We start from the raw sequence: 14,536 nt of genomic DNA, 5'->3' as shown, positions 1-14,536 counted from the left end.
GAATTTTTGCCGCAAGAATTGGTGATTTTGCTTATTCCGAGTAATGCGCAAGGAACTGTTTGGTGCGTTCCTCCTGCGGGTGCTCAATGAGCCGCTTGGCGGGGCCTTCCTCCACCACCACGCCGCCATCCATGAACATGATGCGGTCGGCCACGTCACGGGCAAAGTGCATCTCGTGGGTGACGATGATCATGGTGGTCTTGCGGTCGGCAAGGTCGCGCAGGACGCGCAGCACCTCGCCGGTCAGCTCCGGGTCGAGGGCCGAGGTCGGCTCGTCGAAGCAGAGAATGTCCGGGTGCAGGGCCAGTGCGCGGGCAATGGCCACGCGCTGCTGCTGACCGCCGGAAAGCTGGTGCGGGTAGTGGCCTGCCCGGGCAGAAAGGCCCATCTGGGCCAGAAGTTCCTGTGCCTGCTGTTCCAGCTCGGCATGGATGGCCTTTTTGTTCGCCTTGTAGTCCGGGCGCTCCTTCGCCAGCAGTTCACCCGCCAGCATTACGTTCTGCAGGGCGGTGTACTGCGGGAAGAGGTTGAAGTTCTGGAATACCAGGCCAAAGTGCAGCCGCTTTTTGCGGATCTCGCTCTCGCGCTGGGTGGCGGGGTCGGCAGCGTCCCACATGGTCTCGCCGTTCACCTTGATGATGCCGGTGTCCGGCCGTTCCAGAAAGTTCAGGCAGCGCAGCAGGGTGGTCTTACCGGAGCCGGACGAGCCGATGATCGCCAGCGCTTCGCCCTGCTCAAGGTTCAGCGAAATATCTTTGAGCACCTTGGTATCGCCAAAGTTTTTGCCGATGCCGGAGGCTTCAAGCAGTGCCATGATCTAATTTCCTCCCTTTCATCAGCGGAAATAATCCAGTTTCTTTTCGGCCCAGCCAAACAGCAGGGTAAGTGCGCCCACGAACACCAGGAAGAAGATGGCAGTGGAGAACAGCGGCCAGATCAAGCCCTTTGCACTGTACTCCTTGGCCATCATGATGATCTCCTTGTTGGCAATGGTGTTTGCCAGCGAGGTATCCTTGACGAGGGTGATCACCTCATTGCCCATGGGGGCCAGAATGCGCTTGACCACCTGCAGCAGCGTCACCTTGAAGAAGATCTGGGTCTTGGTCATGCCCAGCACCTGACCGGCCTCGGTCTGGCCCTTGGGAACGGCTTCGATGCCGCCGCGGTAGATCTCGGAGAAGTAGCAGGCGTAATTGATGGCAAAAGCCACCACCGCCGCCACCATGCGTCCGCCGGAGCCGGAGGGCCACGGGTTATTCATGCCCAGCAGGCCGGGGCCAAGGTAGATCACGATGATCTGCAGCATCAGCGGCGTGCCGCGGATGACCCACACAAAGGTCTTTACCGCGCCGGAAAGCGGCTTGCACCGGCTCATGGAGCCGAAAGCCACCACCAGACCCAGCGGCAGCGCAAACAGCAGGGTCAGAGCGAACAGCTCACAGTTGAGCAGAAACGCGCCGGAAAGGCGACTCAGAATCACAGACACAAGAACACACCCATCAATCCGTTTTTTGAACTCCTCCCGTCACCTTCGGTGACAGCTCCCTCAATGAGGGAGCCTCACGCATATCGGCAACAAAAAGCCTCCCTCACCGAGGGAGGTGGCATCGCGCAGCGATGTCGGAAGGAGTAATTACATTCTTATAGAACTCAGTCGGCCAGAGCCAGATCGTACTTGTCGGCCAGAGCCTGCATGGTGCCGTCAGCCTTCAGCTCGTCAAAGGCGGCATCCACAGCTGCGGCGGCATCGCTGTCCTTGCGGAAGGCCACGCCGTACTCTTCAGCGTTCAGCTCGTCCACGATCTTCAGGCTTGCATAGTCGGTGCCCTCACCGATCATGGCGTTGGCCAGAGTCAGATCCAGCACAGCGGCATCAGCAGTGCCTGCGGCAACTTCCATCAGGCAGTCGGTCTGCACGCTCTTGGAGACGTAATCGGCCTGTGCAAGGTTCTCGTCGCCCTCAATGGCGGCTTCACCGGCAGAACCAGCCTCGGCAACCACGGTCTTGCCCACCAGATCCGCAGTGGAGCTGTAGTCGGTGCCGTCCTTCACGACCACGACCTGTGCGTTCTTGGCGTAGGCCTTGGTGGTGGCGGTGTTTGCCATGATGTCATCGGTCAGGGTCATACCGTTCCAGATGCAGTCGATGCTCTTGGCATCCAGCTCCACCACCTTGGTATCCCAGTTGATCTCCACGAACTCCGGCTCGACTCCCAGCTTTTCGCACACGGCAGTTGCCAGCTCGGTATCAAAACCGGTAAAGTTGCCGTCGGCATCGGTGTAGTTCATCGGCTCATAGACGGTGTAGCCAATGACCATCTTGCCCTTTTCCTTGATGTAGTCCAGATCGCTGGCTGCGGTCTCGGAGGCGGCTGCGCTCCCGGATGCAGAGGCAGAAGATGCCACGGTGGAAGTGGATGCGGCACCGCCGCAGGCGGCAAGGCTCAGTGCCATGGCACCAGCCAGAAAAGCAGAGACAAGACGTTTCATAAAAGGTTCCTCCCCTTTTTGTTTCCCAAATGTGCTCCCTCTCGGTTTAGCATTTTATCATGCTAAAGTGTTAAACTGTGACTATAGAATAGCGCGTTTGCAGCCATTTGGCAAGAGGAAATGCAAAAGTTAGTGCAGTTCGTCTTTTTCAAGGCTTTTCTGCGCCAATTCTTTGGTCTGATTGCACAAAGAAAAGAGGAAAAGCTTTGCGCCTTCCCTCTTTTCTCTGCTTTACTCTTCCGCAAACGCCGCCAGCGCAGCCTTCTGCAGCTCCGTCACCGAGATGGTGCACAGTGCCGCAAGGTCGGCATCCGAACCATCGTCCGGGATGCCTGCGATCTCAGTACGGGTCTTGCCCTTCAGGTAATCGCACCAGCCCTCGCTGTGCTCGTACCATTCCTTGTCCAGACTGGATGCCCCGCGCATCCCGTAGCTGTCGCCCAGTTCCACCTTGGTTTTCACCAGCTCCGGTGCCGACACCGTACCATCCGCGCCCACGGTAAGGGCAGGCTCTGCCACATCCGCCACTGCACCGGTCACACGGCCGTCAGCATCCAGCGTCAGGGCTGTCACTGTGATGTCCACCTGCGCGGTCACATCGTGGTCATCGTCGGCGGTCAGTTCCTTGGTGTCATTGCGCACTGACACGCCCAGCACAGCGCGGTCGCCGCGGGCCGAGCCGACTGCCTTTGCATTCTCGCAGGCGCGCACCACAGCATCCCGATAGCCGTCCACCGCAATGGTGCAGGTGGAGAGCAGGTCAGCATCCTTCGGCTTGCCGTCATCGTCGGTGGCAAGCTTCTTCACCTCATCCGGGGTTTTGCCGGTAAGATAATTGCCAAAGGCATCCGCCTGCTCTGCCCAGCCCTTTTTCAGCGAGGACACCGCCGCCAGCGGGTAATCATCGCCCTTCTGGCGCTTGGTGCGATTGTCGGTGGGCATCGTCACCTTGCCGGTGCTGTCCCCCGTGACCGAGATCTCCACCTCGTCCAGCATCACATCTGCCACCCTGCCCTCGGCATCCAGCAGAACGGCAGCTGCGATGGTATCGATCTTGCCCGTGCGTTCCTGATCAGACGCTTCGGTCAGGATGCCAAGGCCGGTGCGGTATGCGGCGTTCTGGCCCGCCTGCCCCGTCTGCGATGAACTGCCGCCCATGTTCGTGCTCATGCTGCCGGAGGAACCGGGATCGCTTCGGCTGCAGGCGGTCAGGGCCAGAGCTGCCGCCAGCGTGCAGCCCAGGATCATGCGAGGTATCTTTTTCATTATAATAAAACGCTCCCTTTCCTGCCCCCATCGTAAAGAGGCTTTTGGGCTAGTTTACCCGGAAAAGGAACGTTTTATAAAACGGAACTCCTTCCGTCTGCTCACTTCGTTCGCATCCACCTGTTCCCCTTTTTGTCACTTACGTGACATCTTCCCCCGGCCGGGGGAAGTCTGTCTCCCGGAGGGAGGCTTTGGCAGTGCAGAAAGCTTTTCTTCTTCGCCAGAGGCTCCCTCTCCGAGGGAGCTGTCACCGGAGGTGACTGAGGGAGTTTCTTTACATCAAGGGGCTCAGCAGCCGCAGCACACTGTCCAGCACCGTGCCGGGCAGGCTGGTGCGGCATTCCGTCACCTGTATCTCGCGGCACTGCGGCAGCGTGGCCCGTACATCGTCCCGCAGAACTGCCACCTGACTGTTCTTTTGCAGCAGTACACCGCACTCAAAGTGTAGGAACAGGCTGCGGTAGTCCATGTTGATGCTGCCCACTACGGCAGTTACATCGTCGCTTACCCAGCACTTGGCATGCAGAAAGCCGGGCGTATATTCGTAAATGCGTACACCTGCCCTCACAAGCGGCAGATAGTACGACCGGCTCAGCCGGAACACCAGCTTTTTGTCCGGGATGCCCGGCAGCACCAGCCGGATGTCCACCCCGCGCTTGGCCGCGTTTTTCAGTGCGTCCAGCATTTCCTCGCCCACGGCAAGATAGGGCGTGTAGATATAAACATACCGCTGTGCCTGCGCAAGGATGTTCAGGTACACCGTCTCGGCCATCGGTTCCTCGTCCAGCGGGCTGTCCGCGTAGGGCTGCACGATGCCGTCCGATACCGGCGTCACCAGCGGCATGGGACGAAATGCATCATAATCCGTCTCGCTGGGGCGGAAGGCGTTCCAGAAGTTGAGGAACATCGCCGTAAAGTTCCACGCGGCATCGCCTTCCACACGCAGGGCTGCATCCTTCCAGTAGCCAAAGCGCTGCTCCGCATTGATATACTCATCTGCCAGATTCACGCCGCCGGTGTAGGCCACCGTACCGTCAATGACTACGATCTTGCGGTGGTCGCGGTGGTTCATCACCAGCGAGAGCAGCGGCACCACCGGGTTGAACGGGATGCAGCGGATGTGCGCCCGCTCCATGCGCACGATGAAATCGGCGGGCAGACCCAGCAGACTGCCAAAATCATCGTAGATCAGGCGCACATCCACGCCCTGCGCAGCCTTGCGGCGCAGGATCTTTTCAATGCCGTTCCACATGCAGCCGTGGCTCACGATGAAAAATTCCAGAAAGATGCTCTTTTCAGCCTTTTCCAGATCGGCCAGCAGCTGCGGATACATGGCTTCGCCGCAGGCAAAATACTGCGTGCGAGTGTTCTGCCACGCCGGATAGGGGCCGTACTTTGCCACATATCGGCTCTGCCCCTGCTCGCGGGCATCCAGACCTTCCAGCACACCCGGCTCCTGTACAAGGTCTTTTTTGTGGGCATCCTCCACCGCCTGCATTTTCAGGCGCAGACGCTTGGCCGGGCGTTTGTTGCCAAAGGCCAGATACAGCGCACCGCCCAGCAGCGGCAGAATGCCGATCAGCGCGATCCAGCCCACCTTGTAGGCGCTGTTCTCATCCTTGCGCACAAGGTACAGGACGATGAGCAGGCTCAGTGCGTTGAGCAGGCCGTTCACCCACACGCGGCCCGTGCCGGTGGTGATGGCAAACGCCACCCAGCACAGCCACAGCAGCTGCAATGCCACCAACACCACCGTGATGGTGATGCGGTTCAGAATGCGGCTGAAAAAGCGCACGATCGGTGAACGAAAAAGCATGGGCCTGCCCTCCTTTCCCATTTATAATTATGTGTAAGTATAGCGCGGTTTTACAACTTTTTCAAGTTTTGCGTTGTTCAAAAAAAGCAAGCCAGACCCGCAGGCCCGGCTTGCTTGCAATATCAAAAACTCTTTTACTCTGTTTTTCCGTCCTCATAGCCCACCATCAGGCCGCCCTGCTCAGCGTAGTAGCTGCACAGGCCGCCGCACTCGGTCACATCCACCTGCGCCCCTGCAAACACCGCGTGGATCATCAGCTTCAGGCGCTTGGCCGCTTCCGGGTTATCACAGTGGGCAATGTGCACTTTGCCATCGGTAAAGCCGTGATCCTTCAATTCCAGCACGATGCGCTCCAGTGCACCGTGCTCGCCGCGGGTCTTGCACAGCACCTCCAGCTCGCCGCTCTCACTGGCCTGACCGATGACCCGGATGCCCAGCATCCGTGCCACAGCGGCAACAGCAGGCTTCACACGGCCATTGCGGGCCAGATTGGCCAGCGATTCCAACGAAAACAGCAGATGTGTGTGCTTGTGGTAAGCCAGGATCGCCTCGCAGATCTCGTCAAACTCCATCCCGATCCGGACGAGATCCCGCAGACGCTCTGCCAGCAGACGCAGCTCCGGCCCGGCGGACAGGCTGTCCAGAACAAAAACACGGGCCTCCGGGTGCGTTTCCTTGTATTCTTCCGCTGCCAGCAGTGCAGCATTGTAGCTGCCGGACAGTGTGCCCGTGATGGTGGCAACAAAGATCTGCTCCGCACCCTCATAAGCAGCCAGCCAGTCTGCCACATTGGGGCAGGAGGTGCTGGTCTTGCCCTTGTAAGTACGCAGAGACCGGGCCATGCCCACAGCATCCAGAGTACCGTCATCCAGATATTCCTGTTCATCCGTGACGATCTTCAACGGCACACAGGCAAAATCCACGCCCGGCAGGGCATACAGGTTGGACGAAGAATCCACAACGATCTTGGTTTTCATAAAATGCACGCTCCAAATCTATTTTGTGATAGCAGGTCATTTTTTTATTTTCCGTGCCTTACACGCACTTCCGCCTGCATGGTTTTTCGGTTCACTGCAGACATCATAGCAGTTTTTCAAAAACCTGTCAAGGGATTTTATGCATTCTTTCAAAAGTTTTAAAAATCCGTTGACCAGAGAACCGATTTGCGCTATAATACCGCCAGAAAACCATTTTCTGTATCCCGCGCAGCCCTGCTGCACCAACCTTAGAAAACTGCTTACGATATGAAAACTGAAACCAAATGCCGCGTTGCGGCCTGCGCCGCCGGGTTTGCCCTGCCCCGGTACGCCGATCTCCCGCAGATGGGGCTTTATCTTGACCAGACCGTGCAGTACGTCAACAGCTATTTTCGCACCTTCTGCGGCGTGGAGCTCACCTCTTCCATGGTCAGCAACTACGTTAAAAAGGGCATTTTGTCCCACCCGGTGCGCAAGAAGTACGCCCGCGATCAGATCGCATCCCTGATGTACATTGCAGTCTCCAAAACGGTGCTCTCAATGGAAAACATCGATGCCCTGTTTAAAATGCAGCGGGCGCACTGTTCCGCCGGGGCAGCTTACGACTACTTCTGCGACGAGATGGAAAACTGCCTGCCATTCGTATTCGGCTGCACCAGGGAGATCCGCGACCTTGCCGTGGATGCCGCAGATGAAAAGCTGCTTCTGCGCAGCACGATCCTTGCAGCGGCAAACAAAATGTACTTGGACTGCTGCTTCAACGCCCTGCGGCAGGAGGAAAATCTCTGGGATACCATTCTGCCTGATCTGGCGTAAGAACACAAAAAAGGCCGTGCCTCCATAAAAGGAAGCACGGCCTTTGCATTTTATACGTTCAAGATCAGGTATCCTGCAGTTCCCCGCGGCTTGCAGCCTTGAGGTATGCGAAGATGAAACCGTCCAGATCGCCGTCCATCACGGCATCCACATTGCCGGTCTCGTAGTTGGTGCGGTGATCCTTGACCATGGTGTAGGGCATGAACACATAGCTGCGGATCTGGTGACCCCATGCGATCTCGTTCTGCACGCCCTTGATGTCGTCGATCTTATCCATGTGCTGCTGCTTTGCGATCTGATACAGCTTTGCCTTCAGCATTTCCATGGCGTAGTCACGGTTCTGGAACTGGCTGCGCTGAGTCTGGCAGCTGACCACGACGCCGGTGGGCTTGTGGATCAGACGCACAGCGGAAGAAGTCTTGTTGATGTGCTGGCCGCCTGCACCGGAGGAACGGTACACCTGCATCTCAATGTCCTCGGGGCGGATATCCACCTGAATGGTGTTATCCAGCTCGGGCATCACTTCCAGCGAAGCAAAGCTGGTCTGGCGGCGGGCGTTGGCGTCAAAGGGCGACACGCGCACCAGACGGTGCACACCGTTCTCGCTCTTGAGCAGGCCGTAGGCGTTGGCACCCTTCACCATCATGGAGGCGCTCTTCATGCCGGCTTCATCACCGTCCTGATAATCCAGAACCTCCACGGTCATGCCGTGGTTGGAAGCCCACTTGTTGTACATGCGGTACAGCATTTCGGCCCAGTCCTGTGCCTCGGTGCCGCCGGTGCCGGCATGGAAGGTCAGGATGGCGTTGCTGTGGTCGTACTCACCGTTCAGCATGGTCATCAGCTGCAGCTCATCCACTGCCTTGCCCACAGCGTTCACAGACTCCTCTGCTTCGGGGATCATGGCGGGGTCGTATTCTTCATCCAGCATTTCCAGCATGGTCTCGGCATCATCGTACAGGCCCTGCAGCTTTTCAAAACGGCTCAGCTTGCCCTTCAGGTCGCCCACCTCGTCAAAGACCTTCTTGCTCAGGTCTGCATCATCATAAAAGCCGGGGCGGCTCATGGTGTGCTCCAGCTCCTGCACGCGCTTGCGGGAGGCATCAATGGCAAGGGCTTCTTCCAAGTCCTTGACCGCCTTGCCGTAATCGGCAAGCTGCACCTTCAGTTCGTCAATCGTGATCATTCTCTAAATCCCTCTCGAAATGATAAATAAGGTAAAGTCCTTTGTACTTGCCAAAAGACACAGTTTATACACAGATACTTCATTAGTATACCGAGAATCTATGCTAAAGTAAAGGGGTAAATGGATTATCCTGCTGGAATTTTGAAGATTTTCACCTTTTCTTTTCTCTTTCAGGGGAGTATAATACCAGTATGAACCATACAACAGGAGGAAATCATGCCGAAATATTATGGCTGTCCCTGTGAAGGCTGCGGCAGACCGCTGGCGCTGACCGATGATATCGTGGTCTGCCCGGACTGCGGCGCACCCTATCACCGCGAGTGCTACGAAAAGCTTGGCCGCTGCATCCACACCCCCGCCCATGGCGCGGGCTATGAATGGACGTTCCCGTACAAAGACGATGCTCTGCGCACCTGCCCCAGCTGCGGTGAGCGCACCCTGCGCACCGAAGAGCGCTGCCGCTGCTGCGGTGCCGTTCTTCCGCCGGAGAGCCAGTGCCCGGAGCCGCCCACCCAAAGCCAGCCCGGCACCGACGCAGACGGACGCTTTGATTACAACGACCTTTACCGCCAGTATCAGCAGACGGTGGAGGAGCCCACCCGCCGCAACGTGCAGGCGGCCTTTGGCAAGGAAGAGCTGATCGACGGCATCCCTTACAGCGACTGGAACGATTATATTGGCAAGGCCGCGCCCGTCTACCTGAACGATTACAGCCGGATGCAGCTGCAGCACACCAAAATTTCCATGTGCTTCTCGGCGCTGGTGTTCGGCCCGTTCTATTTCTTCTACCGCAAGGCGTGGAAGCCGGCCTTTGGTTTTCTGGCCGCAGAGCTGGTGGTGGCCCTGCCCACCCTGCTGAGCATGATGCAGGCCACCGGCAGTCCGCTCACTGCGGGCATCAGCAGCACTGCCATCGTCGTGCTTTCCCGCATTATGACAGTGTTCAGCTTTGCACTGGTGATGCTGCGCACCCTGTACGCCAAGTGGCTGTACCGCAAAAGCGCAGCCGAGCGCATCCGGCGCATCCGTGCCGAGTTCCCGGACGCTGCCCAGCGCCGTGCGGTCCTGTCTGCGCAGGGCGGCGTGAGCATCGCCGGTGTGATTGGTGCCTTTGTACTGCTGATGGTGCTGGGTGCCTGCGCTACCGTGCTGATGGGTCCGAATCTGGACGCTTTGGCCGGGATGCTCTGATCTGCAATGCCGCCTGCAAAGGCTGGCATTGCGGATTTCAAAATAGTAATAGGAGAATATGGATCATGATGAAGAAAGTCACCAAAGCCGTCATCCCTGCCGCCGGTCTTGGCACCCGCGTGCTGCCCGCTACCAAGGCCATGCCCAAGGGTATGCTGCCCATTGTGGACAAGCCTGCCATCCAGTATCTGGTGGAAGAAGCTGTGCGTTCCGGCATCACCGATATCCTCATCATTCTGGGCCGCAACCAGAGCATCATTGAGGATCACTTTGACCGCAGCCCTGAGCTGGAAGAAAAGCTGGCAAAGCCCGGCAAGGAAAAGGCTCTGGAAGAGTGCCTTGGCATCGCCAACATGGCAAATATCCTCTTTGTGCGCCAGAAGCAAACGCTGGGTCTGGGCCATGCTGTGAACACCGCCAAGGCCTTCACCGGCGATGATCCCTTTGTTGTCATCTACGGCGATGACGTGATCTGGGGTGAGGATCCGGTCTGTGCTCAGCTGATCCGCGCCTATGAGGAGTTCGGCCGCCCGGTGGCAGGCGTTTCCGCAGTGCCATGGGAAGATGTGAGCCGGTACTGCAGCCTGAAGACCACCCCCATCCACGACAACTATTTCTTTGTGGACGACATGATCGAGAAGCCCAAGAAGGGACAGGAGTTCAGCAACTACTCCATTCTGGGACGCGTACTGCTGACCCCGGAGATCTACGATATTCTTGCCCACACCAAGCCCGGCGCAGGCGGCGAGATCCAGCTGACCGATGCCATGGCCGAGTATGCCCGCACCCGCGGCGGCATGACGGCCGTAGAGTTCACCGGCAAGCACTACGACATGGGCAACAAGCTCAAGGTGGTGGAAGCTCAGGTGGAGCTGGCCCTGCAGCATCCGGAGATCGGCGAAGAATTCCGCGCTTACCTGAAGGAGTTCTGCAAGACACTGTAACTTATCCTGAAAATAAAAGATCCTCCGGCAGACCTGTCGGAGGATCTTTTTTATTGTTTACCCATTTACCTGACTGGGGTGCTTCTGCGGCGGCATCTTGGTAAAGAGTGCCTTCAGCACCAGCGGAGTTGCCACACTGGACACCACGATCAGCAGGATCACAGCGGTAAAGTAGACCGAGTCCACCACGCCGACATCCAGGCCCTTCTGGGCCACGATCAGCGCCACCTCGCCGCGGGTCATCATGCCAACGCCGATCTTGAGGGAGTCGCCCCAGTTGAAGCGGCAGATCTTGGCCGCAAGGCCGCAGCCGATGATCTTGGTGATAAGTGCTACAATGACGAAGCAGACACAGAACAGGAAGATTTCCGGCGTCAGGCCGCTGATGTCGGTCTTCAAGCCGATGGATGCAAAGAAGATGGGTGCAAAAATGATATAATTGCTGATATCCACGCGGCGCTCCACATAGGGGGCATCGTCCATGGTGCACAGAACGATACCGGCGATATAGGCACCGGTGATATCTGCAATGCCGAAGTATTCCTCGGCGATGTAGGCCATGGCAAAGCAGAACGCCATGCTCACGATGGTGATGCGCTGGGTGTGGGGATTGCGCTTGTCCAGCCATGTCATAGCAAAGTGAGCCACAACGCCCACGCCCACGGCAGTGGCAAAGAACAGCACCGTATTAATGAGCACCTTGCCCAGACCCGTGCCGGTGCCGGAGCTTGCGCCCAGTACGCAGGTGAGGACTACGATGCCGATGACATCATCAATGACGGCGGCACTGACGATGGTGGTGCCGAGAAAGCTCTTCAGGTGGCCCAGCTCCTGCAGGGTTGCCACCGTAATGGACACGCTGGTGGCCGTCATGATGGTGCCGATGAACAGGGCACGGTAGAACTCAGGGCTGCCCACGGCAGAGAAGCCGTAGAACGCACTGTACAGCAGGGTGCCGCCCACCAGCGGAACGGCTACGCCCACGCAGGCGACCAGGGTGGCGATGGGGCCGGCTTTGATCAGTTCCTTCAGATTGGTGCCAAGGCCGGTGGTGAACATCAGCATGACCACGCCGATCTCTGCAAAGGTGGAGATGGCATCACTGGTCTGCACCAGATTCAGCACACAGGGGCCGATGATCAAACCGGCAAGGATCTCACCCACCACCTGCGGGGCCTTGCACTTGCGGGCCACCAGACCAAAGAACTTTGCGCTGAGGATGATGATTGCCAGGTTACGGAAAACCGAATACACAAAGAATCCTTCCTTTACTATAAAATTCCCAGAACCATATATACATTCCTTCCGAAGATGGATAACAGAGAGCAGAGAGACGGCCGATCCCCGGCTGCCCTGCCGTTCATCCTCTGAAAGCCACTATATTATATTCCTCTTTCACAAAAAAATCAAAATATTTTTTATTATATCTTTTTTCGGAAAAAGCTTGACAGAATCCACACAGCTTGCTATAATAAATTGCTGTCTGAACAGACACGCCGCACACAAGGCGCGATGCCGCGTTTTGTGTGTACCCTTGGTCCTGTGATTGCAGGACCCTTAAGTCCAAAAGGAGGTGCTACAAAATGGCAAAGTACGAAACCATGCTGATTACCAGCGCCGCTCTCGACGAGGAGGCTACCGCCGCTCTGGTTGGTAAGTTCAAGTCCCTGATCGAGGCTAACGGTACGATCGATTCCATCGACGAGTGGGGCAAGCGCCGTCTGGCCTACCCCATCAACGACGAGGAGGAAGGCGTTTACACCGTGATCGACTTCACCAGCGAGCCCAGCTTCCCTGCTGAGCTGGACCGTGTGTACAAGATCACTGAAGGTGTTATGCGCAGCCTGATCATTGCTCACGAGGAGTAATTCTTCTGTGACAGAAAGGGAGACCGTAAAATGTTGAATGTTGTTGCCATCATGGGCCGTCTTGTGGCGGATCCCGAACTGCGCACCACCCCGCAGGGTACCAATGTGTGCAGCTTCCGCATTGCCTGTGACCGCAATTTTGCGCGTCAGGGCGAGCAGCGTCAGGCCGATTTCATCGATATCGTTGCATGGCGTCAGCAGGCCGAGTTTGTTTGCAAGTATTTCCAAAAGGGCAGTCTGATCGCCATTGAAGGCAGTCTTCAGACCCGCCAGTATCAGGATAAGAACGGCAACAACCGCACCGCTGTGGAAGTGGTAGCCAACAATATCAACTTTGCAGGCTCCAAAAACAGCAATGCAGGCGGCGGAGCAAATTATCAGAATCATTCTGCTCCCGCCTACCAGAACGCAGCGCCTGCCCGCCCGGCCGCTGTGGAGGCAGCTCCCAGCTACTCTGCCGGCAATGCAGACGACTTCGCCGTCATCGACGACAGCGACGACCTGCCGTTCTGACACGAAACGGTCAATCCGTTAAAAATCCAATAGGAGGTAATAAGCAATGGCTTTTGAAAGAACCGAAGGCTCTCGCCCCGCACGCCCCATGCGTCGCGGCCGCAAGAAGGTTTGCAGCTTCTGTGTCGATCGTATCGACACCATCGATTACAAGGACGTGCCCCGTCTGCGTAAGTACGTCTCTGAGCGTGCAAAGATCATTCCCCGCCGTGTGACCGGCACCTGCGCTTATCATCAGCGCGCACTGACCATCGCCATCAAGCGTGCTCGTCACGTTGCTCTGATGCCCTACGTCAGTGACTAATCTTTAAAGAATCAACTCAATCAAAATAATCAGCAATCAGCAAAGCGCTCTCACCGATGACAAGGTGGGAGCGCTTTTTTGTCTTTTTCTTCCGGCCCGGATGTGCTATACTGAGCTCAGGAGGCGTTTTATTCTTTTTTGAGGAGGTTTTTGTCATGAAAAAACGGTATCTTAGACTTGCGGCGCTGACAGCCGGTGTGCTGCTGGCCGCACAGACCGGTCTTTCCGCTGCTGCGCTTTCTACCTTTGATGCAGCATACTACGCTGCACAGTATCCGGATGTTGCGGCCGTATGCGGCAATGACGAGGGTGCACTGCTGCGTCATTATCTGGATCACGGCATTGACGAAGGCCGCAAGCCTTCTGCGGACGGCATTGCCGGTGATGACGAGCTTTCTTTGACCGAAGCGCAGTTTTCTTCCGTCTGGTCGCCGGTGGCCATCAACAAGCTGGCCCACTACAAGTCTCTCAAGCGCAAATGCACCGATGAGGAGTTTGCGCAGGCATATCAGGAAGCGCTGAAGGTGGTCACACCGCTGGCGCTCATGAGCCGGGAAGACCAGCTTTACGGCATTGCCTCTGCCCTGCGTGCGGTGGTGGATGATGGCTCCATGGCTTACTCTATGGAAGCCAACCATTACAACGACCCCTACGGTTATTTTGTACTGCGCACAGCATCCTGTGCCGGGTGTGCCCGGGCCACCGCTCTGTGTCTGGACATTCTGGGCATCCCATATGAGCATGTGAACGAGAACCAGTACAGCCACCAGTGGTGCCGCGTGCCCATGGAGGACGGCAGCTACTGGATCTGCGATGCGTTTGGCCTGTACTGCGGCCCGGAACCCGAACCCTATCAGCACCCGTATTTTTGAAAAAGCGGATAAACCATTTCAAAACTATGCAATGCCCGGCAGGCTGTGTTATCTGCCGGGCATTGCTTTTTTTCTTTCTCCTTTTATAAAACCACTGCTCTATGTTGAAAAGTTACAAATCGGTACGGTTTTACCGGTTGTTTCTGATTTGTACCGGGAATTTGCGGAACTGTCGGCACATTTTGATTTGCGCGCAATTCAATCTGCACAAAAGCAGCTCAGAATGCTATACAATTTTCACGAAAACACTTTTGGGTTATTGATTTTTTATGCAAATTATGCCATACTATAGC

Annotated in this window: 16 protein-coding genes; 8 read left to right on the top strand and 8 right to left on the bottom strand. The window is 56.9% G+C overall.

Going from position 1 to position 14,536, the window contains the following annotated elements; genetic code table 11:
• Positions 1-31: 31 nt before the first annotated feature.
• The 6 genes from J3348_RS00165 to J3348_RS00140 all read right to left on the bottom strand — a co-directional run bounded on the left by J3348_RS00165 (position 32) and on the right by J3348_RS00140 (position 6,549).
• The gene (locus J3348_RS00165) at positions 32-814 is read right to left on the bottom strand and encodes an amino acid ABC transporter ATP-binding protein (protein WP_207698015.1); all 783 of its coding nucleotides are present in this window, start codon (positions 812-814) and stop codon (positions 32-34) included.
• A 21-nt stretch (positions 815-835) separates the two neighbouring features.
• Complete coding sequence (locus tag J3348_RS00160) at positions 836-1,480, bottom strand: amino acid ABC transporter permease (RefSeq protein WP_005938622.1); 645 nt, start codon at positions 1,478-1,480, stop codon at positions 836-838.
• 170 nt (positions 1,481-1,650) lie between these two features.
• A complete protein-coding gene (locus tag J3348_RS00155) occupies positions 1,651-2,490 on the bottom strand; it encodes a transporter substrate-binding domain-containing protein (protein ID WP_207698014.1) in 840 nt (279 codons plus the stop codon).
• A 231-nt stretch (positions 2,491-2,721) separates the two neighbouring features.
• Positions 2,722-3,756, bottom strand: coding sequence for a hypothetical protein (locus tag J3348_RS00150; RefSeq protein ID WP_207698013.1), 1,035 nt, complete (start codon positions 3,754-3,756; stop codon positions 2,722-2,724).
• 274 nt (positions 3,757-4,030) lie between these two features.
• Complete coding sequence (cls, locus tag J3348_RS00145; RefSeq protein WP_207698012.1) at positions 4,031-5,572, bottom strand: cardiolipin synthase; 1,542 nt, start codon at positions 5,570-5,572, stop codon at positions 4,031-4,033.
• 134 nt (positions 5,573-5,706) lie between these two features.
• Complete coding sequence (locus tag J3348_RS00140) at positions 5,707-6,549, bottom strand: DegV family protein (protein WP_154261031.1); 843 nt, start codon at positions 6,547-6,549, stop codon at positions 5,707-5,709.
• Between the two features lie 267 nt (positions 6,550-6,816).
• Here J3348_RS00140 and J3348_RS00135 point away from each other — a divergent pair, with 267 nt between their 5' ends.
• A complete protein-coding gene (locus J3348_RS00135) occupies positions 6,817-7,365 on the top strand; it encodes a DUF1836 domain-containing protein (protein ID WP_005938962.1) in 549 nt (182 codons plus the stop codon).
• Between the two features lie 64 nt (positions 7,366-7,429).
• Here J3348_RS00135 and prfB read toward each other — a convergent pair whose 3' ends face one another.
• Complete coding sequence (gene prfB, locus J3348_RS00130) at positions 7,430-8,551, bottom strand: peptide chain release factor 2 (protein ID WP_097775423.1); 1,122 nt, start codon at positions 8,549-8,551, stop codon at positions 7,430-7,432.
• Between the two features lie 216 nt (positions 8,552-8,767).
• Between prfB and J3348_RS00125 the strand changes: the two genes are divergently transcribed.
• Together J3348_RS00125 and J3348_RS00120 are read left to right on the top strand one after the other, a co-directional pair.
• A complete protein-coding gene (locus tag J3348_RS00125; protein WP_082210830.1) occupies positions 8,768-9,742 on the top strand; it encodes an RING finger protein in 975 nt (324 codons plus the stop codon).
• A 68-nt stretch (positions 9,743-9,810) separates the two neighbouring features.
• A complete protein-coding gene (locus J3348_RS00120; protein ID WP_154256155.1) occupies positions 9,811-10,686 on the top strand; it encodes a UTP--glucose-1-phosphate uridylyltransferase in 876 nt (291 codons plus the stop codon).
• A 57-nt stretch (positions 10,687-10,743) separates the two neighbouring features.
• Here J3348_RS00120 and J3348_RS00115 read toward each other — a convergent pair whose 3' ends face one another.
• Positions 10,744-11,940 (bottom strand): cation:proton antiporter, encoded by a 1,197-nt coding sequence (locus tag J3348_RS00115; RefSeq protein ID WP_005938977.1) that lies wholly within the window; start codon positions 11,938-11,940, stop codon positions 10,744-10,746.
• Positions 11,941-12,269: 329 nt separating this feature from the next.
• On the opposite strand from J3348_RS00115, the gene rpsF reads away from it, so the two are divergent.
• The 5 genes from rpsF (at position 12,270) to J3348_RS00090 (ending at position 14,535) form a co-directional block, all read left to right on the top strand.
• On the top strand, positions 12,270-12,554 hold the full coding sequence (gene rpsF / locus J3348_RS00110; RefSeq protein ID WP_005938979.1) for a 30S ribosomal protein S6: 285 nt from the start codon (positions 12,270-12,272) through the stop codon (positions 12,552-12,554).
• 30 nt (positions 12,555-12,584) lie between these two features.
• On the top strand, positions 12,585-13,067 hold the full coding sequence (ssb, locus tag J3348_RS00105; RefSeq protein WP_005938982.1) for a single-stranded DNA-binding protein: 483 nt from the start codon (positions 12,585-12,587) through the stop codon (positions 13,065-13,067).
• A 46-nt stretch (positions 13,068-13,113) separates the two neighbouring features.
• Positions 13,114-13,371 (top strand): 30S ribosomal protein S18, encoded by a 258-nt coding sequence (gene rpsR, locus J3348_RS00100; protein ID WP_015538096.1) that lies wholly within the window; start codon positions 13,114-13,116, stop codon positions 13,369-13,371.
• A 155-nt stretch (positions 13,372-13,526) separates the two neighbouring features.
• Positions 13,527-14,243, top strand: a complete 717-nt coding sequence (locus tag J3348_RS00095) for a hypothetical protein (RefSeq protein WP_145945650.1) — start codon at positions 13,527-13,529, stop codon at positions 14,241-14,243.
• Positions 14,185-14,535: a hypothetical protein gene (locus J3348_RS00090; RefSeq protein WP_207698011.1), complete on the top strand. Its 351-nt coding sequence runs from the start codon at positions 14,185-14,187 to the stop codon at positions 14,533-14,535. Before J3348_RS00095 ends, J3348_RS00090 begins: the two co-directional genes overlap by 59 nt.
• Position 14,536 lies beyond the last annotated feature (1 nt).

Origin of the sequence: Faecalibacterium sp. Marseille-Q4896, assembly GCF_017377615.1 — a bacterium.
Classification (GTDB): domain Bacteria; phylum Bacillota; class Clostridia; order Oscillospirales; family Ruminococcaceae; genus Faecalibacterium; species Faecalibacterium taiwanense.
The sequence above is the reverse complement of the archived record's forward strand: the minus strand, read 5'-3'. Positions and strand labels throughout refer to the sequence as shown.